Genomic DNA, 26882 nt, shown 5'->3' with positions numbered 1-26882 from the left:
CCGCGGGGCGGGACCGTGGTTCCCCAACCACGGCCCCGGTTGCCTGCGAATCCCCACTCGCGTGGCCCCAGCGTCTGCGTTGTTCCCCAGTCGCAGTATCGGCCCCCACTCAGAATGCTAGGGGTGCGAGGCCACCTGAAGAGCGGGCTGCATCGATCTTTGAGTAATCTTGCGGCAAAGCTGAGGTTCGAGGGGGAGGGTGAGCGCTGATGGTCCGCACTGTGTCTATCTGGCGCTGGCAGCTCGTCTTCACCGGCAGCATCGTGGCGATCGTCGTGATGATCACCGCGTTCAAGCCGCAGACCTTCGCCAACCCACTGGTGGTCGCCGGCGTCGGTCTCGTGATCGTCACCACGCTCATGACCCTGGCGCTGCCGTGGCACCGGCTCCCGCGCACGGCCGCCACCGTCGTGCCGCTCCTGGACGCGCTCGCCGTGGGCTTCACGACCAACGCGCCCGACCTCCGCCTCGGGTTCCTCTGGGTCTTTCCCGTCGTGTGGCTGGCCAGCTACTTCACGATGCCCTGGGTGCTCGGAGGCATCGCCTTCATCAGCGCCACTCTCGTGCTGTTCGCCGATCAGAGCGGTACCCCGGCCGACATCCTGCTACGGCTGCTCACCCTCGTGATCACCCTGGGCTTCCTCGGGGTGACGGTCCGCATCGGCGCGCAGCGCTCCCGCGCCGCGCGCCGCCTCCTGCAGCGCCGATCCGAGCAGGTCAACCGCGCCGCCGAGCGGGCGGAGGCGAACCAGCGACGCGTCACGCAGATCGTCGACGCGCTGAGCGTGGCGCTCGTGGTCGTGACGACCGGCGGGCGCGTCCTGCAGATGAACGACGCCTACCGCACGCTCTACGGTCGTGATCGCTTCGGTGCCGCTCTGCCCTCGGCCGCGGTCGAGTACGACGCGCGGCGTGGCACGGCGCTTCCGCCATCGCGCACCTCGCTCGCCCGAGCCGCCGGTGGCGAGCGGCTGCAGGCGGAACGGGTGTGGCTGTTCGACGGCACGGGACAGTGGCGTGCGCTCGAGGTGAGCACACAGCCGATGGCCACCGCGGGAGAGGGCGAGGACATCACGCTCGTCGTGATCGACGACGTGACGGCGCTGCTCGAAGTCGACGAGGAACGACGCACCTTCAATGCGGTCGTCTCCCATGAACTGCGAAATCCGCTCACCGCGATCCTCGGTCACGTCGATCTGCTCCGCGAGCGCGACGACCTGCCGGGACGCGTGCCGGCGCAGCTCGAGATCATCGCGCACGCGGGTGAGCGGATGCAGGACCTGGTCTCGAGCATCCTGCAGCAGACGAGCCGCTCCGCGCAGGAGCCGTTCGCCCCGGTCGATCTGCGCGAGGTCGTCGAGGCGGCGGCCGCCTCGTACGCACCCGTCATCGCCGGCAACCGACAGGAGCTCGGGATCGGGGGCGCCGCACGCCTGGTGATCTCGGGCGATCCCTTCCGGCTGCGGCAGGTGCTCGACAACCTCCTCAGCAACGCCGCCAAGTACACCCCTGCAGGAGGGCGCATCGAAATCGGTCTGGGGACGGCCACGACGGGTCAGGCGGAGGTCACGATCGTCGACGACGGATTCGGGATGACCCCGGAGGATCTGTCACGGGTGTTCGAGCCCTACTTCCGCACCGAGAGCGCTGTGCGTGCCGGCATCAGCGGCACGGGACTGGGAATGGGGATCGTGCGCGAGATCGTCGCTGCGCATGAGGGCAGCATCGACGTCTCCAGCGAGATCGCGGTCGGCACCCGGGTGACACTCCGCTTCCCGCCGCGTTCCCCGGAAGAGGTGCAGACGTGAACCCGCTCGTCCCCGTCAACGTCGACATCACGACGAGCATGGTGGCCGTCGTCACCGTGCTCACGGTGATGGTCGTGGGCCTCGGCACCCTCGCCCGCCCGTCGAAGGCGACGGTGACCTGGGGAGCGGCCTTCGGCCTGGGGATGCTGGCGGCCTACCTCTGGCTCGCGGGCCAGCAGACCGAGGAACCGGTGTTGCGCGGAGCCGCTTCCGCGTTGATGCTCTGCTTCGAACCGCTGGTCTGGATCGGCCTGCGGATGCACCTCGGTCGGCGAGCGCGCTGGTGGCCGGTCGTCGTCTTCATCCTGGTCTCTCCCACGCTCCTGGTGGCCACGGCCGGCAGCGTCTGGTATCTGCCCTCGTTCCAGCTCGTCTTCCTCGGGAGCGCCGTCTTCGCAGGCCTGGTGGCCTACGAGCTGCTGCGGGACAGGCCGGCCGTCAGGGACATCGTGCTGCCGTTGGCCCTCGCTTCATGCGGCTTCGTCGTGGTGGCGGTCGTGAGCGCCGTGTCCGCCGTGGTCTCCGGTGGCGCCGGCACCGAGGCGCAGTTGAGCGCACTGCGCGGTATGAATGCCGTCGGCACGGTGGTGGTGAGCACGTGCGCGGCGTTCACCCTGGTGCTGCTGGTGCGTTCGGAGCAGAAGACGAGGGACGCCGATGACATCGCCGACCGCGCCCGTCGCCGGCTCCGCAAGGCCGAGGCGCAGAACGACCTGCCGTGGTCGGTCCTCGACATCCGGCTCGACGATCCGGCCGACCTCCGGGAGGCGTCGACGGGTTCCGCGTTCGCCATGATCGTCGACCGTTTCCATCACGACATCCAGGAGGGGCTCCCCGCGTCGGCCGACGCCGATCGGGTCGCCGACGGTCGCGCGATCGTCGTCATCCGCGGTGGCGACGAGTCGGTCCGGCACCACCTGCGGGGGATCCTGACCCGCATCTCGGTGATCGACAGGGAGACGGCGGTCACCGGGATCCGATCCTCGGCGAGCATCGGCTGGGCGACCGCCTCGGTCGTCGGTTACGACTACGACGCCCTCGTCGCCGCGGCGGGCAGAGCAGCGGTCAGGGCGCGGGATGCCGGCGGCGATCAGTGGAAGCGCGCCACCGCGGCGGATCTCACGTCGGCCTGAGGAGATGTCCGGCTAGGCGGGGCGGGATTCCCGGCCGCGGGCGAGGGCGGCGGCGATCGCTCCTTCGGCCTCGGCATCGGTCTCCGCGGCGGCGGACACGTTCTCGGCGACGACCGCCTCGATGATCTCGGTGCGCTGGATGCGCGTCTCGCGCGGTGCCTTCACGCCGATCCGCACGCTGTCGCCCTTGATCTCGAGCAGCGTGATCTCGATGTCGCCGTCGATGCGCACGCTCTCACCGATCCGCCTCGTCAAAACCAGCATTCGTTCAGCCTAGTGCTGCGGGGACGACGCCGACCGACGGCGTGGGGATGTCTCGTACGACACCGACGGTCTCGATCGTGAGGGCGGCCGCGGTCGCCTCGGTGTACGAGAGCACAGGGAGGCCGTCCGTCTGCGCCGAGACGAGGCGTCGCACGGCCGGCCGCAGCGACGGTGCGCACACCAGCACCGGCTCGCCGCCCTCGTGTACCGAGGCGACGGCCTGCTTCACGGAATCCACCACCGCCTCCATGCGCTGTGGATCGAACACGATCTGGCTGCCGTCGTCGCCCGGGCGCAGGCTCTCGAGCATCGCCTGTTCGAGCATCGGGTTGATCATCACCACGCGCAGGGTGCCGGCATCCGCGAAGCGGGCGGCGATCGCGGGGCCGAGCGCGGCCCGTGCGGCTTCGATCAGGCCCTCGGGGTCGGTGGAGACCCTGGCGCGCAGGGCGAGCGCCTCATAGATGCGGCTGAGGTCGTTGATCGGCACCCGTTCGGCGAGGAGGCCCTGCAGGACGCGCTGGACCTCGGCCAGGGACATCAGCGCGGGCGTGAGCTCCTCGACGGCAGCGGGGGAGACCTGTTTGAGGGCGTCCGTGAGCTGGCGCACGTCTTCGCGGCTGAGCAGGCGTGCGGCATGGGCGTGGATCACACTGGACAGGTGCGTGATGATCACGCTTGCCCTGTCGATCACGGTCGCACCGGCGAACTCGGCGCTGTGGCGCATCTCCATCGGGATCCACTTGCCTTCGAGCCCGAAGACCGGGTCGAGCGTCGCGGTGCCGGGGAGGCTGTCCAGCCCCTGCCCGAGGGCGAGCACGGAACCCACCGGCGCCGTGCCGCGGCCGGTCTCGACACCGGCGATGCGGATGACGTAGGTCGCCTGCGGCAGCTCGATGCTGTCGCGGGTGCGGACGGGCGGCGCGATGAGCCCGAGATCGAGGGCGATCCGGCGTCGGAGGGCCTTGACACGCGCGAGCAGATCGTCGGGTCCGCCGGTGACCAGATCGATGATGTCGGGGGCCAGGAGGATCTCGAGCGGATGCACGCGCATCTTCTCGATGAGTTCCTCGGGCTGGTCGGCCGGGGCGGCGGAGGGGCTCTGCGCGGCGGCGGCCGCCTCCTCGCGCTTCTGGGTCGCCTTGATGCGCTGGGCGATGAGGAGGAGGAGGGCGCCGATCGCGACGAACGGCAGCATCGGCATGTGCGGGATGAGCGACATGATGATCGCGGCGCAGCCGGCGATGATGAGCGCATTGCGGGATTGGCCGAGCTGGGCGGATGCCGCCGTCCCCATCTCCGCCTCCGCCGTGGAGCGGGTCACGATCATGCCGGTGGAGACCGCCATCAGCAGCGCCGGGATCTGCGTGACCAGACCGTCACCGATCGTGAGCAGGCTGTAGGTGTTCACGGCCTCGTCGATCGTCATGCCGTGCTGCACGATGCCGATGGCGATGCCGCCCACGACGTTGATGATGATGATGACGAGACCGGCGATCGCGTCGCCCTTCACGAACTTGGACGCACCGTCCATCGCTCCGTAGAAGTCGGCCTCGGCGGCGACCTCGGCGCGACGCTCGCGCGCCTCCGCATCGGTGATGAGTCCGGCGTTGAGATCGGCGTCGATGGCCATCTGCTTGCCGGGCATCGCATCGAGCGTGAATCGTGCACCGACCTCGGCGACGCGCTCTGCGCCCTTCGTCACCACGACGAACTGGATGACGACCAGGATGAGGAACACGACGGCGCCGATGATGAGCGAGCCGCCGACCGCGATGGCGCCGAACGCCTCGATCACCTGCCCTGCGTACGCCTCGCCGAGCACCAGACGGGTCGAGGCGACGTTCAGTCCCAACCGGAACAGCGTCGCCACGAGCAGCAGCGAGGGAAAGACGGAGAAATCGAGCGGCTTCTTGACGAACATCGACGTGAGCAGGATCACGAGCGCGAACATGATGTTCAGGATGATGAGGATGTCGAGCAGGAACGGCGGCACCGGCACGACGAGGAGCATGATGATGCCCACGACGCCGATCGGCACCCCGAGCTTGGGAAGCAGCTGTCTCATGCGGTCCTCCGGTAGGGAAGGGAGTGGATGCCGCGGGCCGCCCCGCGTCGTCGCAACGAGTCGACGAACACGAGCACGCGTGCCACGGCGTTGTACAGGTCTTCGGGGATCTCCTGGCCCAGCTCGCACGCGGCGTGCAGGGCCCGGGCGAGGGTGATCTCGCGCACCAGCGGCACACCGGCGCGCACGGCCTCGTCGCGGATGCGCTCGGCGATCACCCCGCTGCCCTTGGCGACGACCTTGGGGGCGGCGCGGCCGGGCTCGTACCGCAGGGCGATCGCGATGTGCGTCGGGTTGACCACGACGACGTCGGAGCCGGCGACGGCCGCGATCATGCGGTTGCGGCTGACGGCGAGCTGACGCGAACGTCGCTGCTGGCGGATCAGCGGATCGCCTTCGGAGTTCTTGTTCTCGTCGCGGATCTCGCGCTTGGTCATGCGTGTGTGCTTGCGGTTGCGGCGCATGACCACGAACATGTCGATCGCGGCGAGGGCCAGGCCGACCCCGATCGCGGTCTGCAGCAGCGCGGTCGTGCCCTCGCTCGCGGTGCCGAGCAGGCGGGAGATCGAGTGCGCGCCGCTCGCGGTCAGCACGGGCATCAGGCTCGCGATCACGAACCAGAGGGCGATGCCGATGGCCGCGGTCTTCATGAGGGCCTTGGCGCCCTCCCAGAGGGCCTGCATGCCGAACACCCGGCGGATCCCGGTGACGAGGTTGAACTGTTCGAAACGGCCGGTGAGCGGCTTCAGATGCACCCCGCCCTGGATGACCGCGCCGATCAGGGTGACGATCGCGACGGCGGCCAGCATCACGGTGAGCGTCGGGAGCACGGAGGCGAGTCCGCGCCCGAGGGCCGCCAGAGCCGCCTGCGGTGTCGGAGCATCGACCAGGGACGTCAGCGTGAGCAGCTGCTCGGTTCCCGCCGAAGCCCCCAGGGCGATGGCCGCCGGCATCGTGACGGCCGCCGCGCCGATCCCCAGCCAGGCGGTCAGATCCTGGCTGCGTGACAGCCGCCCCTTCTTGCGGGCCTCGCTGAGGTGCTTGTCCGTCGCCTTCTCGCTGCGTTCGCCGCTGTCCGTACCGCTCATTCGTGCACCCCCTGCATCATGCGCAGGGCCTGCGCGGCGAGGGAATCGACGATGCCGGGGAGGACGGCGTAGACGGCGCCCGCGAGCAGCAGCGTCAGCAGGATCTTGACCGGGAAGCCCATCGCGAACGCGTTCAGCGCGGGAGCGACGCGGGTGATGAGTCCCAGCCCGACATCGGCGAGGAACAGCACGAGCACCAGGGGCCCGGCGATCTGCACGGCGGCGAGCACCATCTGCGAGACCCCGTCGACGAGGAGCTCTGCGGGTCCCGCCGCCTGGAACATGCCGTCGACGGGCACGGCCTCGAAGCTGCGGGCGAGCCCGGCCAGGATCAGCTGATACCCGCCGGACGCGAACAGCAGCGTCAGCGCGGTCAGGTGGAAGAGCCGGGTGAACTGGGCGCCGTTCACGAGCGAGTGCGGGTCGAAAGCCTGAGCGAGCTGGAACCCGCCGAACACGTCGATCAGGCTGCCGGCCGCCTGCAGCGCCGAGAAGCACAACAGCACGAGGAAGCCGAGCAGGGCACCGGTGACCAGCTGCAGAACCAGGGCCCCGAGGAACGGGCCGGTGTCGAGGTTCACGTAGCCGGGGGCCACGGCCGTGCCCACCGCGAGGGAGAGCCCGATCGCGAGCATCGCCTTCACCCGCACCGGAATCGCCCCGTACGAGAACGGCGGGGCGATCATGATGAAGGCCGTGATGCGCACGGCGGTGAGCATCGTGGCTTCCAGCCAGGCGAAGTCGATCGGGATGTACACGTCGTCATCCGCTCAGCAGCGAGGGGATACGGGCGAACATCTCGTTCGTGAAGGCGATCATCTCCGCGATCATCCAGTTGCCCGCGATGAGCAGGGCGATCCCGACGGCGACGATCTTCGGCACGAACGACAGCGTCACCTCCTGCACCTGCGTGATCGACTGCAGCAGCGAGATGGCGAAGCCCACCACGAGGGCGGTGACCAGCACGGGCGCGGCGAGTTTCGCCGCGATGAGCAGCCCCTGCGTTCCGATGTCGATGACGGCTTCGGGACTCATCCCACCCCTCCGTAACTCTCGAGCAGCGCCCGGATGATGAGCCCCCAGCCGTCGACGAGGATGAACAGCAGGATCTTGAACGGCAGCGAGATCATCACGGGCGGGAGCATCATCATGCCCATCGACATCAGCGCCGCGGCCACGACGAGGTCGATGACCAGGAACGGGACGAAGATCACGAAGCCGATGATGAACGCGGCCCGCAGCTCGGAGATCATGAACGCGGGGATGAGCGTGTACATCGGGACGCTCGAAGGGTCCTCGGGGTTGGGCTGACCCGCCATCCGGGTCATCAGGGCGAGGTCCTCTTCGCGCGTGAAGCGGAGCATCCACTCCTGCAGAGGCAGTTGGCCGACGTCGATGGCCTGCGTGAAGGTGAGCGTGCCGTCGATGTAGGGCTGCACTGCCACCGTGTTGATCTCGGTGAGCACCGGCCACATGATGAACAGCGACAGGAAGAGCGACAGGCCGGCCAGCACCTGGTTGGGCGGGATGGTCGGCAGCGAGAGGGCATTCCTGGTCATCGCCAGCACCACGAAGATCTTCGTGAAAGACGACATCATCAGCAGGAGCGCGGGGGCGACCGAGAGCAGGGTGATGCCCAGCAGGGTCAGGATCGAGCCGGACGGACCGCCGTCGACGCCGTTGATGTCGATCGTGACGCCCTCGCCCGGGTCGTCCGGGGTCACCTGTGCGTGGGCGGCCGTGCCCGACAGGAGCGTCATCACGACGACCAGCACCGCGGCCGCGGCGAGGATCAGCGCGATTCGCCGCAGCGCGCGCCCGTCGACGACCCCACGGGCGACGCTCATCGGGTGCGCCGGATGGCCTCGGCGGTCTGCCGCCAGGTTTCGGGGGAGAGGATGGAGCCACGCAGCGGGTCGTTCCGGTGACGGACCCGGCGTTGCGGCGCCGGGGTCACGGGAGGGCCGGCCGCCGATTCGGTCAGGGCGGTGGCGGCGAGGATGCGGTCGAACTCCTCGGCGTCGGACGCCGCCTCTGACGTCGTCGCCGACCACGTCGACCGTGCGGTCTCCTCCGGCTCATCTGCGGGTCTGACCGGCAGACGGTCGACGACGTTCACGCCGTGCTCGGTGACGCCGAGCACGTACCGGGCGTCCTCCGTCTGGATCACGACGATCTGCGCCTTCGGGCCGACCCCCTGGCGCCCGAGCACCGTGATCGCCTCGCTGTCGCGGCGACGCGCCTGCGTGCGCGCGACGCGTCGCTGCAGGAACCACAGCACCCCGAGCACTGCGGCGAGCGAGAGCACGACCCGTAGGCCGAGCAGGAGGTCGTCCAGGGTCAGGCCTCGACGTTCTCGAGGATGCGGGTGATCCGCACCGCATAGTCCTGGTCGACGACGACGACCTCGCCGTGCGCGATGATGCGTCCGTTGAGCTTGATGTCGGCCGGAGCGCCGGCGGAGCGATCGAGCTCGACGATGCGTCCCGGTTCCAGATCGAGCACATCGCGCACCGCCATCCTGGTGCGCCCGATCTCGACGGTGAGCTCCATCTCGACGCCCGCGATGCGGTGCAGCCGCCGCGAGGACGAGGAGGCACCGGCGGGCGCGCGCGTCACGACGACGGCGAGCCGGCCGACCGTGTGGTCGGCGTCGTCCTGGAGGTCGAAGAGCTGCACGGCCGGGTCGGCGAAGAGGGAGGAGGCATCGCCGACCGTGCCTGCGCCGAGGGCACCGGCACCGAGCGCGCTGGTCGCGCTCTCCAGCGCGTCGCGCAGCCGGTCGGCCAGGGGCGTGCCGCCGAGGCCGTCGACCAGGATCTCGGGCTCGAACAGCTGTACCGCCAACTGCGCGCTCGCCTCACCGACGAACTGCACGACCAGGGCGTCGCCGGTGTCGCCGGAGACCTGCGAGGCGCGCGCGACGAGAGGGGAGGCGGTCGGCAACGATGCGGCGAAGGCGGCGGCGACGGCGGACTCGTAGGTGGTGGTGCTGGTCACGCGGGCTCCTCGGCGAAAGCGGGATCGGGGACGGTGGTGGTCACGACGCAGGCCAAGCGCGCTCCTGCGCTACCGACGGCTGCCGTGGCGACGGTCTGATCACCGACGGAGAGGACCATCGGACGATCGGCGGAGTGCGGGAACGCGATGACGTCGCCGACGGACAGATCCAGGACCTCGCGGGGCAGCACGGCTCGCGGTGCGAGTCGCAGCGCGAGTTCGACCGGGGCGATCTCGACCTGGCGACGGATCCGGGCGGGTGCCGCGGTGCGCTCGTCGTCGGACGGACGCACGGTGAAACCGGCGAGCACGGAGGCCGGCAGCATCACGCTCGTCGGCACGGTGCGACCGGCGAGACGCATCGAGAACCGTGCGACGATGACGGGTTCGCCGGATGCCGCCACCTGGGCGAACTGCGAGCTGTACTGGATGCCGCTGAAGGCGACCCCGGTGGGGAGAAGACCGTCGAGCGCACCGGTGAGGTGGTCGATCGCGTCGACGATCAGCGATCGGATCAGGGCCTGCTCGATCGGGGTGAACGTGCGGTCCTCTGAGGCTGCGGAAGCTCGTCCGCCCACCATCTGCACGATCCAGGCGGTCGCGGCGGAGGTCGGCAGCTGCACGATGAGGCGCTCTTCCGAGTCGGGCAGGGCGCACACGATCATCGTGGTCGTCGTCGGCAGCGACTGGGCGTACTCGCCGTATGTCATCATGCCGACGTGCTCGACCGCGATGGTGGCGCGCACGTGGATCTTCGCCGAGAGTTGCGCGGACCACTGGCGGGAGAAGGTCTCGAAGGCCAGTTCCAGGGCTCGGGTGTGCTCGCGCGAGAGGGTCGCCGAACGGCCGAAGTCGTACACCTCGACGTCGGCGCTCTTCGTAGCCGTTCCCGCGCGCACGTCGGAGCGCACGCTGTCCTCGATCACCACGAACCGGACTATCGGGCGGTGAACGGCGTGCGTTAGGTGAGAAGGCGGGTCAGGAGGACGGCTTTCCCGCCTGTGCCTGGGGGATGAGCGCGCGCACCTCCTCGTTCGCATCGGAGAGGACGACGATGTCGACCCGTCGGTTCTGGGCCAGGGCATCGGGGGAGTCGCCTGGGGCGACCGGCCTCGTGTCGCCGAATCCGACCGACTTCAGGTGCGCGGGCGGCAGCCCCGAGGCCTCGACGAGGTGCCGCAGCACCTGGGTGGAGCGTCCGGCGGACAGCTCCCAGTTCGTGGGGTACGGGGCGACCGATCCGCGCACGTCGGCGTGGCCCTCGACCGAGATCTCGTTGGCGGTGGTGACCAGCACCGAGCCGAGCGCGTCGAGGACGAGGAGCGCTTTCGCACTGAGCGTCGTGCTGTTCGTGTCGAAGAAGGTCTCGGCACTCACGAGGCCGATCGTGAGGCCGCGCTCATCGATCGTGAAGGTGACGTCGGCTTCGAGACCGTTCTGGGCGAGCACCTGACGCAGGCGCTCACGCAGCGCCGACAGCTCGTTGAACTCGGTCTGCGCAGCGGCGAGGTCGATGTCGGCGAAGTCCTCGCCCTTCTCATCGACCAGTTCGGGAGGCACGACCACGCCTGTCGTGGCGTCGATCTCGTCCGAGGGCTCCTGCCCGAAGCCGGTCGCGAGGGAGGCGCTGAGAGCCTCGAACTTCTCCTGGTCGACGGTCGACATCGCGAACAGCACGATGAACATGCACATCAGCACCGTGACCATGTCCATGTATGACGCCATCCACCGCTCGTCCGGACCGCTGTGCTCCTCCTGCGGCACGCGGCGACGGGCACGGACGCTCATGACGCCTGCTCCGTCTCCTCGGCTGCTCGGGTGCGGGCCTTCCGGCCGGAGCGGGCGGAGGAGCGTTCGGACACGAGGGCTCGCAGGCGCTCGCCGACGAACTGCGGCGGTGCGCCGGCCTGGATCGCGAGCATGCCCTCCATGAGCACGGTCATGCGTTCGAGCTCGAGCTCGCCGAGACGCTGGAGGCGTCCGCCGATGGGCAGCCAGATGAAGTTGGCCGAGAGCAGACCCCACAGCGTCGCGACGAACGCTGTCGCGATCATGGGACCGAGCGTGTCGGGCTTGTCGAGCTTCTCCAGCACGTGCGTGAGGGAGACGACGGTGCCGATGATGCCGACCGTGGGCGCGAAGCCGCCGAGCGTCATGTAGAAGCGTGAGGCGGTGCGGTTGCGGGCGGCGGTCGAGGTGAGCTCATCCTCCAGCAGCGTTCGCAGGTCTTCGGCGTCGGTCCCGTCCGCGATGCTCTGCAGTGCCTGGCGCAGGAACGGGTCCTTCTCGTCCTCGAGTCCCTGCTCGAGGGCGAGGAGCCCTTCGGCGCGCGCCTTCTCGGCGTAGCCGACCACCGTGTCGATCATGCTCGACGCGGTGCGGCGCTCGCCGCGGAAGGCGCGGGGGAGCGACTTGACCGCATGCAGCGCATCGCGCACCGTGCCGCTCGCGATGCCGACGGCGATCGTGGCTCCGAAGACCAGCACCATCGGGGCGGGGATCAGCAGCGATCCGATGGTGGCGCCCTCGAGGTTGATCATGGCGATCAGTGCGCCGAACGCGAGGACCAGTCCGAGGATGAGAGACGGATCCATCAGAGACCGACCTCGGCATCGGGGGCGGCGGAATCCGATCCGGCGGTGCTGATCAGAGCGGCGGCCGTGGCGAGCACTCCGGCGCGGAACCGGGTGATCTGCGCGATCACGTCATCCATCGTCTCGGTCACGACGAAGGTCGCACCGTCGACCATGATGAGCGTCGTGTCCGGCGTGGCCTGGACACGTTCGATCAGGTCGGGGTTCACCGCGAACCGCGAACGGTTCAGGCGCGTGAGGACGATCATGGGCTCCATCCTGGAAAGATCCGTCCGTGTTCCGGGGAGCACGGACCCGACGGCCCGTCCTGGGCTGTCGGGGGTGACTGTCGGCCGGCCGGCTCCGGTCGTTAGCAAGGCCCGGTTCGTGAGGTTCGCGCGACGAAGTTGCCGTCGGCGGAGAGCAGAAGCGCGAGCAGTCCGACATTACTCGTCTTTAATTGATCTAAACCTTAGTAACGAGTGCGATACTCGTCTTTGTGGACACTGATGCAAGTACGCCGGGAACCAGGTGGCCGGCACACACCGTGGAGACGCTTCCGTGGCGCCAACAGGTCCGTGGCGGCACACGGGAGGATCGGACGCTGGCATCCGTCGACGCCACGATCCCCCCGATGATCGCGGGTCTCGACTACGCCGCCCCCATGGCGACAGTCGTCGCCTCGGAGGGTGCTCTGCTTGCTATCGCGCAAGCGGATACCGACGCGGAGGGGCATTCGGCGGCGCTGAGCCGATTCATGATGCGCACAGAATCCGTCGCGTCGTCGAAGATCGAGCGGATCACCGCCAGCGCGACCGACTACGCCAGGGCGCTGGCCGGCAACCGTTCGAACGCCTCGGCCACGAGCATGGTGGCGGCGAGCACGGCACTGCATGGCCTCGTCGCCGGAGTCGGCGACCGAGGTCTGTTCGCGGTCGAGGACCTCCTCATCGCTCACCACGACTTGATGAAGGACGATCCCGTCGAAGCGGCGTATGCCGGTCGTCTGCGTGACATGCAGAACTGGATCGGGGGAAGCGACCACTCGCCGCGAGGTGCGCTTCATGTGCCACCGGCACCGCAACGAGTCGCCGCGTTGATGGACGACCTGATCGCTTTCCTCAACCGAGACGACATCCCGGTGATCGTGCAGGCGGCGATCGGACATGCGCAGTTCGAGTCCATCCATGCGTTCACGGATGGCAACGGTCGTCTCGGCCGCGCCCTCGTGTCGGCCGTGCTTCGTCGCCGTGGCGCTGCCGTCAACGCCGTCGTTCCCCTGGCGAGCGGGCTTCTCGCCAAACGGGACGAGTACTTCGCCGCGCTCGGCGACTATCGGCGGGGTGAGCCGTCGCCGCTCATTGCGCTGTTCGCCCGGGCGGCCCGCGCAGCGGCTTCGTGCTCGCGCGAATCCATCGCCCGCATCAAAGGTCTTCCAGCCGAGTGGGCGAACGAGCTGCGCCCGCGGGCCGGTTCTGCGGTCGCCGCGCTGATTCCCGGGTTCTACGATCACCCCGTCATGGCAGCAGGCGAGATCGAGCAGCGCTCAGGTTCGTCGGAGCAACAGGCCTACAAGGCCATCGCTCAGCTCGAAGCGGCAGGATTCGTGCAAGAGATCACCGGACGCAAGCGGGACCGTGTCTGGGTCGTCGCCGAACTGCTCGCGGAGCTCGACGACCTCGACCGGCGGATCCAGGCGGAGATGGGCAACTGAAGGGCCAACCGGCGGGACTGCGATCACGTGGGTGTCGCTCCGAGATGCTTCGTGCTCGCTGTGCGACCGAGACGGCTCAGCGGTCGGCGAGCAGGCGGTCGCGCACCTGACGACGCAGCACCTTGCCGATGAGCGACCGGGGGAGGTCGTCGACGGCGGTGATCCGGCGAGGCACCTTGTAGGGGGTGAGCCGGGTGCGGCAGAAGTCGCGCAGCGCATCCACGTCGAGGGCCGCACCGTCGCGGAGCACCACGGCGGCGGCGACCTCTTCTCCGCCGTGGGGTCGCGGCAGGCCGACGACCGCCGCGGCGACGACATCGGGGTGGGCGACCAGCGCGTCTTCCACCTCGCTGGGAGACACGTTGAACCCGCCGGTGATGATGAGCTCCTTGAGGCGGTCGACGATGCTCACGAACCCGTCGGAGGAGACCTGGGCGATGTCGCCGGATCGGAGCCAGCCGTCCGGCAGCAGGGCATCTGCCGTCTCGCCCGGACGCCCCCAGTACCCCTGGAAGACCTGCGGTCCGCGGATGAGGAGCTCGCCGGACTCGCCGGCGGGCAGGTCGACCGCAGGGTCCACCGGATCGACGATGCGGATCTCCGTGCTCGGGAAGGGCACCCCCACGGTGCCGGGGCGACGGGTGGGACCCATCGGATTGCCGAGCGCGACCGGTGAGCTCTCGGTCATGCCGTAGCCCTCGACGAGCAGGCCACCGGTCGCTTCCTCCCAGCGCTTCACGGTGGCCACCGGAAGGCTCATGGCCCCGGAGATCGCGAAGCGGACCGTCGAGAGGTCGATGGTCCCGCGGGCGGCCGCACGTGCGAGCGCGTCGTAGATCGGCGGCACGGCGGGAAGGAAGGTGGGCGGCGTCGTACGCGCCGCCGCGGTGACCAATCCCAGGTCGAACGTCGGGAAGAGGACGAGTCGCGCGCCGATGCTCATCGCGAAGGTGAGGCACAGGGTCATGCCGTAGGCGTGGAACAGCGGCAGCACGCCGTAGAACGTCTCCTCGCCGTCGACGAGACCCGGTACCCACGCCCGTCCCTGCATCGCGTTGGCACGGAGATTCGCGTGCGTGAGGATCGCTCCCTTCGGGACACCCGTCGTCCCGCTCGTGTATTGCAGCAGGGCGGTGTCTTCCAGGCCCGGTCCCGCCACCCGTCGGGAGAGGCGTCGGTGATCGGCGAGGCTCTTCCACGCGATCAGGTGCCGCGCCTTCGGGGCGCCGGTGAGCTTCGCCCTGGCCTCGCGGGCCCGGGGCAGGGGCAGGCGGAGCGCGAGGCGCTTCGACAGCGGCATCGCCGTGGTGATGTCGACGCTCACGATGTGCTCGACCTTGACATCGACGGGGAATCCGGCGACCGTGTCGACCGATTTGTCCCACACGACCGCGACGCGGGCGCCGTGATCCTCGAACTGATGCCGCAGCTCGCGCGCGGTGTAGAGCGGGTTGTGCTCGACCACGATCGCGCCGAGCCGGAGGATCGCGTAGAAGGCGACCACGTGCTGAGGGCAGTTGGGCAGCACCAGCGCCACCCGGTCGCCGTGGCCGACGCCGAGGCGCCGCAGACCCTCGGCCGCCCGCTCGACCTGCTCCCCGAGCTCGCGATAGGTCGTGACCGCTCCGAAGAAGTCCAGTGCCGGGCGCCGCCCGAAAGACTTCACAGTCGCCGACAGCATCTCGGGCAGAGTCTGCGACGGATCCGCGATCTCCGCGGGGACACCCTCCGCGTAGGAGTCGAGCCAGGGTCGGGAGGCGAGCGGGGATTCGGGCATGCCTCCATCCTGCCCGGGATCCCTATCAGCGGACACCGCATCCGTTCAGCCGAGGAAGAGGAGCACGATCGACAGGATGACGGAGGCCGCGCCGACCCCGGCCAGCGTGATCCCCAGCACCTGGAACGCATGCAGCAGGGGCCGTCGGGGTTCGAACCGCATCAGGCTCGGGTGCCGTTCACTGAGGAACGCGTCGGCTTCTTCCCGCCCGTGCCAATGGACCGATTCCTCCGCGCGCAGCGGGCGCTCCCAGAAGTCGCCGGCGGCGAACCAGCGTGCTCGCGCCCGGCCGCCGTCGTCCTCGACGATGACCACCTCGTGCGGCACCCAGGAGCCGTCGTGCAGTTTCACCAGGAGCACGATCGCGAGCAGCGGGAGCCCGATGCCGAGGCCGATCCACGAGAGGACCTCGGCGATGGTGCCGACAGCGTCGACCGCGTTCATGACCGGCTCCGTTCTCCCTCAGACGACAGTACCGGCGAAACCCGGCGGCCTAGGCTGACGGGGTGGACGAAGACACACGGAACGTGCAGGCGGCGCTGGCGAGCATCACCGAGCACTGGCAGCCGCATCGATTGACGAGCATCAACGACTACGACGTCAAGGTCGTCAAACTGCTCGGCGAGTTCGTCTGGCACACCCACCCCGATACCGACGAGCTCTTCATGGTGGTGCACGGAGAGCTGACGATCCAGCTGCGCGACCGCGATGTCGTGCTCGGACCGAACGATGTCTTCGTCGTCCCGAAGGGCGTCGAGCACTGCCCTCGCGCCGACCACGAGGTGCACGCGATCCTCTTCGAGCCGAAGGGCACCGTCAACACGGGCGATGCCGGCGGCGAGATGACCGCGGAGCTGCGCGAATTCGGATAGCCGGACGACCCGCAACCGGGAGCATCGTCCGCGCGGATCGAAGAGGTTCGCGCGGACTGCTCCGCGGTCCCTACTCCCGTGCGAAGGCGGCCTGCGCTTCGAGTTCGAGGTCGAGGTACTGCTCCTCGCTCACATCGACCGCCACACCGTGGATCCTTCCAGCGGTGAACGCGAAGGGAGCACGATAGGAACGGCTCACCGAGTCCGCGCTGTCGTATCCGATGCACAGTCCGTCTCCGCACAAGGTGAACTTCCCGACCTGGGCGCGCATGGGGCCGCTCGCCACCGCGTGGTCGTCGACATAGAGCGTCGTGGTGCCGATGGACTCCTTGTACTCGCCCGGTCCCTCGCGATGGAACTCCATGCCGAGGGAGTGCTTCCCTGCGGTGAGGGGCTCCGACACGAACGTCTGTTCCGGCGGGATGCCGAGGAAGTTGTAGACATAGTGCAGTCGTCCGTCCTGGATGAACAGCGCGTGGCCGCCGAACCGTGACCCGTGGGCGAAGATCACGCCTTCGGTGTCGTGTTCGATCTCGACGTCCGCGATGATCTTGAACGATCGGCCCCGCACGTTCACGGCGACACCCTCCGGCACCGCCCCGCTGTCGGGGTAGTAGATGTAGCGGTGGCGCGGAGGTTCGGAAGAGGGGCGCTCGATCGTGAGCTGCTCCATCGCGGTGCGGTCATCGATGGGGAGTCCGAAGTTGACGTCGGCTTCTTCGAACCAGGCGTCGACGAGCTCTCTGACCTTCTCGGGGTGGTCCGCCGCGACGTTCTTCGATTCCGAGCGGTCTCGGTCCACGTGGTACAGCTCCCACGCGTCCTCGTCGAAGCGACCGTGTCCGGTGATCGGGGCGTGCGTGGCGGCGACCTTCCAGCCGTCTTGCCAGAGTCCCCTGGTGCCGATCATGTTGTAGTACTGGCGCTTCTTCCGAGTGGGAGCGTCGGGGGCGGCGTCGAACGAGTACCGCATAGAGACGCCGGGCAGCGGGGCCTGCTCGACACCGCGATACACCTCGGGCATCTCCAAGCCGGCGACGTCGAGGATCGTGGGCACGATGTCCGTGGCGTGGTGGTACTGGTGACGGATCTCACCCTTCGCTTCTATGCCGGCGGGCCAGTGGATGATCATCGGATCGCAGGTGCCGCCGGAATACTGGCTGTAGCGCTTGAACATCTGGAACGGGGTGGAGAAAGCTGCTGCCCAGCCGGTCGGATAGTGGTTGTAGGCCTCGGGCCCTCCGAGGTCGTCGATGCGGGTGAGGTTCTCCGCGAGGTCGTCGGGGTAATTGTTGAAGAACTTGTTCTCGTTCACGGAACCATCGGACGACCCCTCTCCGGACGCGCCGTTGTCGGCGCAGTAGAAGATGATCGTGTTGTCGAGCTGGCCCGTCTCCTCCAGGTAGTCGACGATGCGTCCGATCTGTGAGTCGGTGTACTCGCTGAACCCGGCGAAGACCTCCGCCATGCGACGGAAGAGCGTCTTCTCGTCTTCGCTGAGCGTGTCCCAGGGCTTCACATGGTCCGCGGAGTTCGCCTGATCTTCCGGCATCGGATTGAACGGCGTCAGGTCGGTGTCCGCGGGCATGATGCCGCGCTCGATCATGCGGCCGAGAACCCATTCGCGGTAGGCGTCGTATCCGTCGTCGAAGGCGCCCTTGTACTTGTCGATGTACTCCTGGGGCGCCTGGTGCGGCGCGTGGTTGGCCCCAGGGCAGAACCACATGTACCAGGGCTTGGACGGGTTGGTCGCCTGCTGGGCGCGCAACATCTGCAACGCCTGATCCGCGAGGTCTTTGGAGAGGTGATACCCCTCTTCCGGGGTGTACGGCTGCTCGATGAAGTGATTGTCCTCAGCGAGGTCCGGATACCACTGGTTCGTCTCACCACCGAGGAACCCGTAGAAGCGGTCGTATCCCATCTGCAGCGGCCATTGGCGGCGGCTGCCGCCGGCGGCGTTGTCCTGTTCCGGGACGTTGTGATCTTTGCCGAGCCAGAACGTCGAGTAGCCGTTGTCCTGCAGGATGTGAGCCATCGGTGCGCAGTCATCGGGGATCCGGCCGGAGTTGCCCGGAAACCCGTTGGTCGACTCCATCAGCGAGGCGATGCTGTTGCGCGTGTGGTTGCGCCCCGTGAGGAAGACGGAGCGAGTGGGCGAGCACAGCGCGGTGGTGTGCCACTGCGTGTACGTGAGTCCGTTCGCGGCGAGCCGGTCGAGAGTGGGCATGTTGATCCGGCCGCCGTACGGCGACCACGATGCCATCCCGGTGTCGTCGTAGAGGATCACGAGGACGTTCGGGGCGTTCTCGGGCGCGGTCGGCAAGAGGTACGGCTTCCAGTCCGGCACCGAGTCCCGCACGTCGAGCGCGATCTTGCCGTTGAACTGTTCAGCCATGCCGGTACCCCCGTCTCGAGATGGGGCGGTGAACCCGCCACCATCCGCGACGCTACCCAGGCGTGTCCCGTCTGTGGGCCCCACGTCACCCCCAGGGGGTGACCCGGACGGGCTCGCCTCAGATCTTGATGGGGAAGGTCAGCAGCGTCGCGATCCCCGCGATGACGATGACCCCGCTCAAGCCGAGGAACACCCAGCGCCGCCATGGAGCCGCCTGGTGCTGCGAGAGAGCGGCGAAGAACAGGACGAGGGCGAAGAGCACCGTGAGGAGGGAGTAGTCGTCGCCGCGCTGATTGTTGGCGAGAGCCTCGTCGAACTTCGCGTCGGCGCGGGCGCTCAACTCTTCGGACTCGACCGAACCCGGCGGGACGTACTCGTTCATCACGAAGGGTCCTCGGGCAGTGCGACCTTCGGCCGTCCACGCGTCGAACGCGACGGCGAACTCTTCGGTGAAGCGTTCCTCGACGAACCGGACCAGGTCGTCGCGTCCCTCGGCCCCGGCGAGCACCCACTCGGTGTAGAGCGTGAGGTCGTACTGGCGCGCGGCTTGCGCCGTCGACTGCGCGGAGGCGGCTTGCACACGGGCGCTGGACGCCTGGCTGAACGCGATGGACATCTCTCCGCCCCATTTCGAGGCCTCGAACCCGCACCACGCCGTCAGCACCGCGGTCACCGAGAGCAGCACGACCGTCACGATATCGAGCACGCGGGTCGTGCGGACCGACTCTTTCCTGGCTTCCTGCGGCATGGCCCGATCCTCGTGCTCTTCGGCGGGATACGGAAGCGCTCGTTCATCCTGCCGGGGTGAAGGATCGCGGAAGACGCCGTGCTCTGACGGGTTCGTCGCGAGAGGGCGGGGCGATCATCAGGAACGGGTGAGGGAGTGCGCGCGTGCGCGGTTGCCCGCGCGTAGCGTGCAGCGTGTGGACGAGAGCATGGATGCGCCCGATCCGGAACGAGAGGGCCGACCGAAGCCGTCGCGGCTGCAGCTGGTGCTGCCCGCGAAGCCGCTGGCGTCGGGATTCGCCGTCGCGGTCGGCGTCCTCCTCGCGATCGCTCTGGCAGCCACCGTCGCCGGCATCTCGACCGTGCTCATCTCGATCTTCCTCGGGATGTTCCTCGCGCTCGGTCTCGATCCGTCGGTTCGAGCCTTCGAACGCCGGGGGATGAGTCGTGCCGCGGGGGTGACGATCGTGGCCGTGATCTTCCTCCTCGTCGTCGCGGTGATCCTGCTGCTGCTGGTGCCGGCGACGGTCCGTCAGATCTCGGCGGCGATCGAGGCGGCCCCGGAGACCATCGCGGCGGTGCAGCAGAGCGGGTGGTACCTGTCCCTCGAGGCGAGCCTCGGGATCGATCTCTCGGCCGTCATCGCAGAGGGCATTCGTTCCCTCACGACGCTGTCCTCCTTCCTGGCGATCTCGGGAGGAGTCCTGAAGGCGGGATTCGGTGTGATCGGAGCAGTGTCGAGCTTCGTCATGGTGGTCGTGCTCACCCTGTACTTCGTCTCCTCGCTGCAGAGCATCAAGGCAGCGGCGGCGCAACTGGTTCCGCTGTATCGGCGGGCTCGGTTCACCGAGGTGCTGGAGGAGATCACGCGATCAGTCGGCGGTGTGGTCGCGGGCGGCGTCACCCTGTCGGCGATAAACGCCCTCGTCGTCTTCGTGATCCAACTCGCGGTCGGTTCGTCGGTTCCGGCGGTGATGGCGATCATCGCCTTCTTCGTCACTCTGGTGCCGATGATCGGCTCTCTCGTGTTCCTGATCATCGGCGGCGTAGCGACGCTGTTCGTCAGCCCGACGGCCGCGGTGGTCTTCGTGGTCGCGTACCTCGTGTACATCCAGGTGGAGGCGTACATCGTCACGCCGCGGATCATGGGCAAGGCGGCGGCCGTGCCCGGTGTGCTCGTGATCATCGGTGCGATGGTGGGGGCGACCCTCCTGGGCCTGCTCGGGGCGCTCGTCGCCATCCCGTTGACGGCATCGATGCTGATCGTCATCCGCAAGGTGTGGATCCCGCGGCAGAACAGCCGGACCGAACCTCCCGGCGACGAGACGGTCAGGTGAGGGCGACCCCGTGACGTCGACGGCGGACCAGGAGTCCCCCGGCGAGGATGAGCAGGATCCCGATCCCTGCGAACAGGGATACGGCGGGCCCGTCGACTCCGGTGGACGGGAGGCCGCCGCCGCCGTCCGGATTCGGATCCGGGGGTGGAACGAGGTACACGTTCGTGATCGCCGCGATCTGAGACGTCGGCGGCTCACCTCCGGTGGCCGGGGCGGTGATCGTGACGATCTGGCCGTCGTTGAGCCTCGACCCCTCTCCGAAGGCACCGACCGCGCCGGTCTCGGACACTCGGCACACCGAGCCCAACGGGATACCGTCGAGGCGCGTGCGAAGGTCGTCCGCGCTCGACACGGTGAGGGTGCCGCCTGCGGGGAGCACGAGGGGAACGCCGGCGACCGTGCACTCGACGAGGAAATCGAAGCTGTCCGGAGCTCGCCCCGTGTCGCCGGCCAGCACCTTCTGCACCCCGAGGTCGCCATCGAGCAGGGTGACCCCGGCCTGCACTGGGGCCACGGAGTACTCGCGCCCTCCTGCATCCGTGCCCACCGCGCCCATCTGATTCCACGCGAAGCCCCCGGCATCGGGGACGGTGATCGGAGCGAGGTCCGGATACTCCGGCGATTCCGGGACGTTCTGCGTCTCATAGTGCAGCGACAGCACCTGGCCAGGGCCGAACGACCCGGCCGCCGTGGCGGTGAAGTCGATCGTGACCCGGATTCCGGTCACCTCCTCCCACGCGCCGGCGTAGGAGCGGACGGGCACCCAGGTCGCGGTGGTGTCGCAGAGCAGATCGCCGAACCATGCCGAGCTCGATCCCGTGCCCACGCAGGGCGAAGCCGAGGTCGTGACGTCCAGGGTCAGGGTCGCTCCGACAGGGAGGATGTTCGCGGCCAGGGACTCGGGGAGGAGCACCGGGTCGAATGTGGTGTTGCGTGCAGCGCCGGTCGCCAGCAGCCGGTCGCCGATCCGCGGCAGGGGATCGACGATCGATACGGTCTCGAATCCGACCGTGCCGCTGTTCACGACGGAGAGCCGCCAGTCGTCCGTGGCGCCGACAGCGGTGTAGGCGGCGCACGGTGTGCGGGTGTAGCCGTCAGGGTCGAGCGGACAGGCCGCGTCGGGGTTGTTCAGGTTGACCTCGCCGTCGACCAGGTCGCCGTCGACTTCGCCCTTGACGTACTTGTACGCCGCGAGGGATCCTCCCGGTGACGGCTGGACATAGTTGGTCGTTCCGCACTGGTCGTCGTCGAGGCCGGATACCGTGCCCTCCCCGTTGCCGGACGCATTCGTGCATGCGGTGAGCGCCTCATCGGTCGTGACGACGAACGTGTTGGTCGTGAACTCGTCGAGGGCGAGTCCCGGGGCCAGCACGAGGTTCACGGTGATCGTGAAGACCTCACCGGGTGACATCCGATTCCCGGCCTCCGGCCAGGTGAAGGTCACGTTCTTGCCGGTGTCGTCGATCAGAGCCGACACGTCCGTCGACAGCGTGCCCCCCGCCGAGGTCTGATAGGTCGGCGGGGAGAAGTCCCAGTCGAGGTACTCGGGGAGCGTGTCGACGACCTGGTCGATCGTGAGGAAACCGGTGCCGGTGTTGGTGAACTGCAGCGTCCACGGGAGGCTGGCGCCGATGGACACGACGTGGCTGGTTCCGGGCTGCGACTTCACGACATCGAGCTCGTGCGTGCCGGGATCGATCGTCAGGTCGGCATCGGCGTCGGCATCGGCATCCGCATACAGTCCATCGAGTCGCTCGCTCACGACCGTCGCCGTGTTCGGGAGCGTCGTCGGCAACGACAGGTCAGTGCCGTCTCGCTGCGTCGTGAGCGCGACGATGTCGAACGCGAGCTGCGCGGTCCAGTCGTCGGGCGGCGCATTGCGGGAGAAGACCTCTCCGGCGGCATTGCGGAACACCGCCCGAAGGCCGACGATCGCGGCCGGGTCCGCCGCCGTGGGGAGCGCCGCAGTCGCCGCGAACGCACCTTCGACCCAGGTCGATCCCACGAGCGCGTCGATCCGCACCTGGTCGGCACCGGCCGGCAGCACCACGCTCAGCGCAGGGTCGGGAGCCAGCTGCACCGCGTTCCAGAAGGCGGCGTCCGCATCCGTGATGGTGACCTGCTGGGTCGCCGCTGTGGAAGAGCCGTCCGTCGCGTCGAGCGTCACGGTGACGGGGTCTTGCAGCTGGGTCTCGAGAATCGATTCCGGATCGATGGTCTTCGCGAGCGTCGCGTCGAGCAGGGCGCTGACGAGCACCACGGTGTCGTTCGCGGTGTCGCTCGGCGTCGACGCGTTGCCGGAAGGAGTGAGGACCGGGTCATAGGACTGGGCGATCACGTCGTTGGCGACGGTGCCGGGCTCCACGAGCTGATCGGCATCCGAACGCTCGTACTGCCGCACCTTGGTGACGATCCCGACGCTCAGGTCCTCCCCGGCGCGGATGCTGCCGCCCTCGATCGTGGGGTCGATGCCGTGGAACACGACGCTGACCCCGACCACGGTGGCGAGATCGCCGGCGGTGAGCGTTCCCGCGTCGGTCACGGAGAGCGTGCGGGTGCTGAGCGTGCCATCGGTCGCACGGTCCCAGAGCGTGACGGTCGACGCGGCGGGGTCCACCTGTTCGACCGGATAGGCGAAGGTGAGCGATTGCACGGTGAGGCGCTCGTAGGGGTTGGTGTCCGCGTCGTAGACCGCGTCGTCGAACGGATCATCCGCCCAGGCGCCGGGAGCACTCACGCACTGGTCCGCCGCTCCGGCCGCGCAGGGGATCGGATCGGTCACGCGCACGTACGACGCGCGTGCGGTGCTGTCGTTTCTGGCATCGATGTCGAACGTCACGTCCGGATAGTTCGCGGGGTCGACGTCGGCGGACTCCGGGATCGTCACGCTCGACGGCGTGACGGTCTTCTCCACCGAGACGAGGGGCGGCTGGTCGATCAGGGTGATGTTGTCCTGCTCCGAGTCGCTGCCGTTGCCCGCTGCCGAGGTCCAGTCACCGCGGAGGCTGTTCCACACGATGCCGGGGTCGGGGTCGTTGAAGGTCTCGTCGGCGCTCACCCAGCGGTCGCCTGTCGCTGTGTCGTCGCGCACGACGTTGCGCAGCTCCCAGGTGAGGAAGGTCGGCCGATATTCTCCGACAGCGGAGGTCGCGAGTCCGGAGCCTGGTTCGGGTCGCGTGGGATCCGTGCTCGCCGTGCGTGCGGCGTCATCGGGCTCGTAGACCAGGCGGACTCCCGTCGTCCCGGCGGTCTGCGCGGGCGTGAGCGTGTAGCCGACGAATCCGTCGGCTCCCATCCAGGTTCCTCCCGGCGCGGCGATGGGGGTCCACACGCCATCGACGAAGAGCCAGACCTCGGTGATGTCGTCCCAGGCGAGCAGGGGATCGTCGGCGAGAGTGACCGGATCGATTCTCAGCAGGTCGAAAGCCTGGAACACGGTGCTCGCTGCGCCCGGGGGATCCATGTCCGGAGCCGTGGCGGGATCGGTGAGGACGAGGGTGTCGATCCCGCGGGTCCCGGTCCGCCACTCGTTGCGCGTGGAGACGATCGCGCCGGACTGCGCATCGAGGAAGTCGGCATCGGTGGTCTTGTCGCTCGTCTGGACCCACCGCTTGTTCGCGTCGACGCCCACGCCCTCGCCGGTGGCGGGAGTCTGCACACCGATCGTGTCCTGGTCGGTCACGACATCGCTGTCGATCCCCTCAGGCAGGCCGTCGACCTCGCCGTGGCTCTGCGCGCTCGCCTCGTTCTCATAGACGGTGGGCTCCTGCGCGGACTGCTCGTCCTCGGGGGCATCCCGCGGGTCGGTAGGGCCGGATCCGTCGCGCAGGTCGGCCCGCGCATCGAAGACGACGTTCGGCACGACGCTGAACCCCTGGGAGAATCCGTCCGGGTTGTCGAAGGTGAACCGTATCCCGGTGACGTCGGAGGGGAGATCGGGTGGCGTGAGCGCGGCCGCGAACTCTGCACGGCTCATCTGGAACGTCTGCGCGGTCTCGCCTGTGCTGACCGTGGCGAGCGTCGCCCACGATCCGTCCGGCCGCTGGTACTCGACCGTCGCGGTGGTGTTCGGCGGGACCTGGGTGGGCGCGATCGCCACGATGTCGAATGCGTTCCAGAAGTCGTCCGCCTGGTCGTCTCGCCAGGAGTCCTCGACGACGATCTGAGTCGGATCCACCTGCGCGACGCCCGTCTCGGTGGTCGCGGTCAGGCTGGCGACCACACTGTTGCCCGGTTCGACGGCGCCGCCCGGCGTGATCTGCTTGTCGAGCGCGACCCCGATCTGCGGGAAGTAGACCGTGATGTCATCGGCCGCTGCGTCGTCAGCGGTACCCACGTCGTTGGTCGCGGTCACGTCGATGCTGTTCGTCCGCTGGTGCGTCGGTGCTTCGGTGCTGACGAGCGCGAGCGAGGGCTCGATTCCCACGTCGATCGTCGCGACCGTGCCGGCAGGGATCTGGCCGGTGAAGTCGATGACGAAACCGGTGACGGTGCCTGTGGGCGGGGTCGGCGCGTCCCCGTCCGCGAACGGGACGGGAGGCTGCGCGACCCCGTCGATGTACCAGGTGATCGTGCCGGCGGTGGCTCCGTCCGGGTACGGGATGCCGGAGGGGAAGCCGCCGAAGAGCATCTCGGCGTCGAAGAAGCCGAGATCGGAGATGCTGAGGCTCTGCACAGGGCCGTTCGACGTGTTCGTCGCCGTGAGCTCCGCCATCGCGTCTCCGCCGGCGGGGAGCTCCGCCGGAGTGATCGTCTTGCCCGCGACCACGTCGACGGTCAGCGGACCGATCTCGTAGGGCGCCGTTGCCTCGTCGCTCGCCGTCGCACCGCCGGGTGCGTTCACGGTGGACGTGACGCTGTTCGTGACGGAGGCGCCCGTGGCGAGCGAGCTCTCGTCGTTGCGATCCGTCGCGCGCTGCTCCACGGTGAAGCCCGTGGAGGCTGCGGAATCCGAGGCGATCGTGCCACCGGCATAGGTCAGGCGGATGCCGCCGACATCACCGGGATCGACGCCGGCGGGCAGCTCGGGAGCGCTGCCCGGTGTGCCGGTCTGCCAACTCCACGTCCCCGTTCCCTCGTCGTAGACATACGCATCGACCTGGACCGTGGTCGCGTCCGGGGGAAGGGTCGTGGAGACGAACCCTTGGAAGTCGACGATGCGGAAAGGATTGTCGGCGCTGAGGGTCGCCGCTCCGTCGACGGCGCCCGTCGGCTCCTGGATCACGAGTGCGTCGCCGCCGATGTTCGACTGGTTCTGCGCGCCGATCGTGATCTGGGAGGTCGCACCGGCGTCGAACTGCTGCGCGGCGGGCGACCAGTTCTTGCTGGCCTCGACGCCGATCACGGTGTCGATCGTGACGACCGCATCCGCCGTGTCCGAGATGGTCGCGGGGACGTCTCCTGGACCGTTGTCCCAGTCCGCCGTCGCCGTGTTCGTCACGGTGTCGCCGTTGTACGCCCAGTCGGCGGGCAGGTCGAGCGGTGCGCGCAGCACCACGCTGAGCTTGAGGGTTCCGCCGGCCTCGAGGCCGACCCCGCCATCCACGGGCTGCTCGAAGACGACCCTGACCGAGCAGTCGTCGGTGACCTCGACGGGTACACCGCCTTCTTCGACGCATCCGGTCGTCGTGACGTTCAGCGGCAGAGTGGAGGGGGTGTACGACGAGCCGACGAACTCGAAGCCGGCGAACTCGGCCGGAAGGGTGTCCGTGAGGACCACGTTGAGGCAGTCCACGTCGTCGCAGACCAGATCGACCGTGTAGGTGAACTCATCGCCGGGCTGCAGGGAGTCCTGCGTATCGAGTCCGTCGACGAGCTTGTCGATGCGGAGCGAGGATTCTGCGGCCTGGGCGGCCAGCGGGACGACCAGTCCGGCACCGACGAGCCCGATGATGGCGATGAGTGCCAAGAGGAAGCGGCGCAGCTGGTTCTCGGCGGGTCGATTCGTCCTGGACATTGTGCTCGTTTCGTGGGGAAGCCGCGAGGGCAACGAAGGAGTACAGGCTGCCGATGCCGCATGAGCGGATCAGATGTGGTGCGACGCCGGAGCCCACGTGGTCATGTCCTGAGGATTCTATGTAAGCGCACACCTGCGGTCCAGGGGATGCGTCGTCGCTCTCACCCGCAG

At 68.5% G+C, this 26882-nt stretch carries 22 protein-coding genes; 5 read left to right on the top strand and 17 right to left on the bottom strand.

The window, feature by feature from the left end; genetic code table 11:
* The first annotated feature begins 209 nt into the window (after positions 1-209).
* Both L687_RS27195 and L687_RS27190 read left to right on the top strand, forming a co-directional pair.
* On the top strand, positions 210-1808 hold the full coding sequence (locus L687_RS27195; protein WP_021198962.1) for a sensor histidine kinase: 1599 nt from the start codon (positions 210-212) through the stop codon (positions 1806-1808).
* On the top strand, positions 1805-2941 hold the full coding sequence (locus L687_RS27190) for a hypothetical protein (protein ID WP_021198961.1): 1137 nt from the start codon (positions 1805-1807) through the stop codon (positions 2939-2941). Before L687_RS27195 ends, L687_RS27190 begins: the two co-directional genes overlap by 4 nt.
* Positions 2942-2953: 12 nt before the next feature.
* Here the strand turns inward: L687_RS27190 and csrA are convergent, their stop codons facing one another.
* The 12 genes from csrA to L687_RS27130 are packed head-to-tail and all read right to left on the bottom strand — an operon-like array spanning position 2954 to position 12203.
* The gene (gene csrA, locus L687_RS27185; RefSeq protein ID WP_029258637.1) at positions 2954-3205 is read right to left on the bottom strand and encodes a carbon storage regulator CsrA; all 252 of its coding nucleotides are present in this window, start codon (positions 3203-3205) and stop codon (positions 2954-2956) included.
* Positions 3206-3209: 4 nt separating this feature from the next.
* Positions 3210-5273 carry a flagellar biosynthesis protein FlhA gene (locus L687_RS27180; RefSeq protein ID WP_021198959.1) on the bottom strand — a complete coding sequence of 688 codons (2064 nt, stop codon included), beginning with the start codon at positions 5271-5273 and terminating at the stop codon, positions 3210-3212.
* On the bottom strand, positions 5270-6361 hold the full coding sequence (locus tag L687_RS27175) for an EscU/YscU/HrcU family type III secretion system export apparatus switch protein (protein ID WP_021198958.1): 1092 nt from the start codon (positions 6359-6361) through the stop codon (positions 5270-5272). The genes L687_RS27180 and L687_RS27175 overlap by 4 nt, the downstream gene beginning before the upstream one ends.
* Positions 6358-7119: a flagellar biosynthetic protein FliR gene (locus L687_RS27170; RefSeq protein WP_021198957.1), complete on the bottom strand. Its 762-nt coding sequence runs from the start codon at positions 7117-7119 to the stop codon at positions 6358-6360. Before L687_RS27170 ends, L687_RS27175 begins: the two co-directional genes overlap by 4 nt.
* 4 nt (positions 7120-7123) lie before the next feature.
* A complete protein-coding gene (gene fliQ / locus L687_RS27165) occupies positions 7124-7396 on the bottom strand; it encodes a flagellar biosynthesis protein FliQ (protein WP_021198956.1) in 273 nt (90 codons plus the stop codon).
* Entirely contained in the window at positions 7393-8208 is an 816-nt protein-coding gene (gene fliP / locus L687_RS27160; RefSeq protein ID WP_021198955.1) for a flagellar type III secretion system pore protein FliP, read from the bottom strand. The genes fliQ and fliP overlap by 4 nt, the downstream gene beginning before the upstream one ends.
* Positions 8205-8669 carry a FliO/MopB family protein gene (locus L687_RS27155; protein WP_021198954.1) on the bottom strand — a complete coding sequence of 155 codons (465 nt, stop codon included), beginning with the start codon at positions 8667-8669 and terminating at the stop codon, positions 8205-8207. Before L687_RS27155 ends, fliP begins: the two co-directional genes overlap by 4 nt.
* Before the next feature lie 32 nt (positions 8670-8701).
* Complete coding sequence (fliN, locus tag L687_RS27150; protein ID WP_021198953.1) at positions 8702-9361, bottom strand: flagellar motor switch protein FliN; 660 nt, start codon at positions 9359-9361, stop codon at positions 8702-8704.
* Complete coding sequence (locus L687_RS27145; RefSeq protein ID WP_021198952.1) at positions 9358-10290, bottom strand: flagellar motor switch protein FliM; 933 nt, start codon at positions 10288-10290, stop codon at positions 9358-9360. Before L687_RS27145 ends, fliN begins: the two co-directional genes overlap by 4 nt.
* Positions 10291-10339: 49 nt before the next feature.
* On the bottom strand, positions 10340-11149 hold the full coding sequence (locus L687_RS27140; protein WP_021198951.1) for an OmpA/MotB family protein: 810 nt from the start codon (positions 11147-11149) through the stop codon (positions 10340-10342).
* A complete protein-coding gene (locus L687_RS27135) occupies positions 11146-11955 on the bottom strand; it encodes a motility protein A (protein WP_021198950.1) in 810 nt (269 codons plus the stop codon). The genes L687_RS27140 and L687_RS27135 overlap by 4 nt, the downstream gene beginning before the upstream one ends.
* Positions 11955-12203 (bottom strand): flagellar FlbD family protein, encoded by a 249-nt coding sequence (locus L687_RS27130; protein WP_021198949.1) that lies wholly within the window; start codon positions 12201-12203, stop codon positions 11955-11957. Before L687_RS27130 ends, L687_RS27135 begins: the two co-directional genes overlap by 1 nt.
* 230 nt (positions 12204-12433) lie before the next feature.
* Between L687_RS27130 and L687_RS27125 the strand changes: the two genes are divergently transcribed.
* The gene (locus L687_RS27125) at positions 12434-13648 is read left to right on the top strand and encodes a Fic family protein (protein WP_031206865.1); all 1215 of its coding nucleotides are present in this window, start codon (positions 12434-12436) and stop codon (positions 13646-13648) included.
* A gap of 76 nt (positions 13649-13724) precedes the next feature.
* Here the strand turns inward: L687_RS27125 and L687_RS27120 are convergent, their stop codons facing one another.
* Together L687_RS27120 and L687_RS27115 are read right to left on the bottom strand one after the other, a co-directional pair.
* The gene (locus tag L687_RS27120; protein ID WP_021198947.1) at positions 13725-15425 is read right to left on the bottom strand and encodes a long-chain-fatty-acid--CoA ligase; all 1701 of its coding nucleotides are present in this window, start codon (positions 15423-15425) and stop codon (positions 13725-13727) included.
* Positions 15426-15470: 45 nt separating this feature from the next.
* Positions 15471-15869, bottom strand: coding sequence for a hypothetical protein (locus L687_RS27115; RefSeq protein ID WP_021198946.1), 399 nt, complete (start codon positions 15867-15869; stop codon positions 15471-15473).
* Between the two features lie 62 nt (positions 15870-15931).
* Here L687_RS27115 and L687_RS27110 point away from each other — a divergent pair, with 62 nt between their 5' ends.
* Positions 15932-16297, top strand: a complete 366-nt coding sequence (locus tag L687_RS27110) for a cupin domain-containing protein (protein WP_021198945.1) — start codon at positions 15932-15934, stop codon at positions 16295-16297.
* A 70-nt stretch (positions 16298-16367) separates the two neighbouring features.
* Here L687_RS27110 and L687_RS27105 read toward each other — a convergent pair whose 3' ends face one another.
* Together L687_RS27105 and L687_RS27100 are read right to left on the bottom strand one after the other, a co-directional pair.
* Positions 16368-18692, bottom strand: a complete 2325-nt coding sequence (locus L687_RS27105) for an arylsulfatase (RefSeq protein ID WP_021198944.1) — start codon at positions 18690-18692, stop codon at positions 16368-16370.
* A 118-nt stretch (positions 18693-18810) separates the two neighbouring features.
* Positions 18811-19440 (bottom strand): hypothetical protein, encoded by a 630-nt coding sequence (locus tag L687_RS27100; RefSeq protein WP_021198943.1) that lies wholly within the window; start codon positions 19438-19440, stop codon positions 18811-18813.
* Between the two features lie 175 nt (positions 19441-19615).
* Here L687_RS27100 and L687_RS27095 point away from each other — a divergent pair, with 175 nt between their 5' ends.
* Complete coding sequence (locus tag L687_RS27095; RefSeq protein ID WP_167540689.1) at positions 19616-20755, top strand: AI-2E family transporter; 1140 nt, start codon at positions 19616-19618, stop codon at positions 20753-20755.
* Here the strand turns inward: L687_RS27095 and L687_RS0121150 are convergent.
* A complete protein-coding gene (locus L687_RS0121150; protein ID WP_031206860.1) occupies positions 20748-26711 on the bottom strand; it encodes a DUF5979 domain-containing protein in 5964 nt (1987 codons plus the stop codon). The two genes, L687_RS27095 and L687_RS0121150, sit on opposite strands and share 8 nt — an antisense overlap.
* Positions 26712-26882: the final 171 nt, after the last annotated feature.

Origin of the sequence: Microbacterium maritypicum MF109 (genome assembly GCF_000455825.1) — a bacterium.
GTDB classification, from domain to species: Bacteria; Actinomycetota; Actinomycetes; order Actinomycetales; family Microbacteriaceae; genus Microbacterium; species Microbacterium maritypicum_A.
Note: the sequence above shows the minus strand (reverse complement) of the source record. Positions and strands in the feature narration are given on the sequence as shown.

What these genes read in the sequence shown, in the direction of transcription:
- L687_RS27140 (WP_021198951.1), bottom strand. Translation starts at nt 11,149, where the DNA reads ATGAGCGTCCGTGCCCGTCGCCGCGTGCCGCAGGAGGAGCACAGCGGT.
- L687_RS27135 (WP_021198950.1), bottom strand. Translation starts at nt 11,955, where the DNA reads ATGGATCCGTCTCTCATCCTCGGACTGGTCCTCGCGTTCGGCGCACTG.
- fliQ (WP_021198956.1), bottom strand. Translation starts at nt 7,396, where the DNA reads ATGAGTCCCGAAGCCGTCATCGACATCGGAACGCAGGGGCTGCTCATC.
- L687_RS27120 (WP_021198947.1), bottom strand. Translation starts at nt 15,425, where the DNA reads ATGCCCGAATCCCCGCTCGCCTCCCGACCCTGGCTCGACTCCTACGCG.
- L687_RS27100 (WP_021198943.1), bottom strand. Translation starts at nt 19,440, where the DNA reads ATGCCGCAGGAAGCCAGGAAAGAGTCGGTCCGCACGACCCGCGTGCTC.
- L687_RS27180 (WP_021198959.1), bottom strand. Translation starts at nt 5,273, where the DNA reads ATGAGACAGCTGCTTCCCAAGCTCGGGGTGCCGATCGGCGTCGTGGGC.
- L687_RS27195 (WP_021198962.1), top strand. Translation starts at nt 210, where the DNA reads ATGGTCCGCACTGTGTCTATCTGGCGCTGGCAGCTCGTCTTCACCGGC.
- L687_RS27130 (WP_021198949.1), bottom strand. Translation starts at nt 12,203, where the DNA reads ATGATCGTCCTCACGCGCCTGAACCGTTCGCGGTTCGCGGTGAACCCC.
- L687_RS27175 (WP_021198958.1), bottom strand. Translation starts at nt 6,361, where the DNA reads ATGAGCGGTACGGACAGCGGCGAACGCAGCGAGAAGGCGACGGACAAG.
- L687_RS27115 (WP_021198946.1), bottom strand. Translation starts at nt 15,869, where the DNA reads ATGAACGCGGTCGACGCTGTCGGCACCATCGCCGAGGTCCTCTCGTGG.
- L687_RS0121150 (WP_031206860.1), bottom strand. Translation starts at nt 26,711, where the DNA reads ATGTCCAGGACGAATCGACCCGCCGAGAACCAGCTGCGCCGCTTCCTC.
- csrA (WP_029258637.1), bottom strand. Translation starts at nt 3,205, where the DNA reads ATGCTGGTTTTGACGAGGCGGATCGGTGAGAGCGTGCGCATCGACGGC.
- L687_RS27105 (WP_021198944.1), bottom strand. Translation starts at nt 18,692, where the DNA reads ATGGCTGAACAGTTCAACGGCAAGATCGCGCTCGACGTGCGGGACTCG.
- fliP (WP_021198955.1), bottom strand. Translation starts at nt 8,208, where the DNA reads ATGAGCGTCGCCCGTGGGGTCGTCGACGGGCGCGCGCTGCGGCGAATC.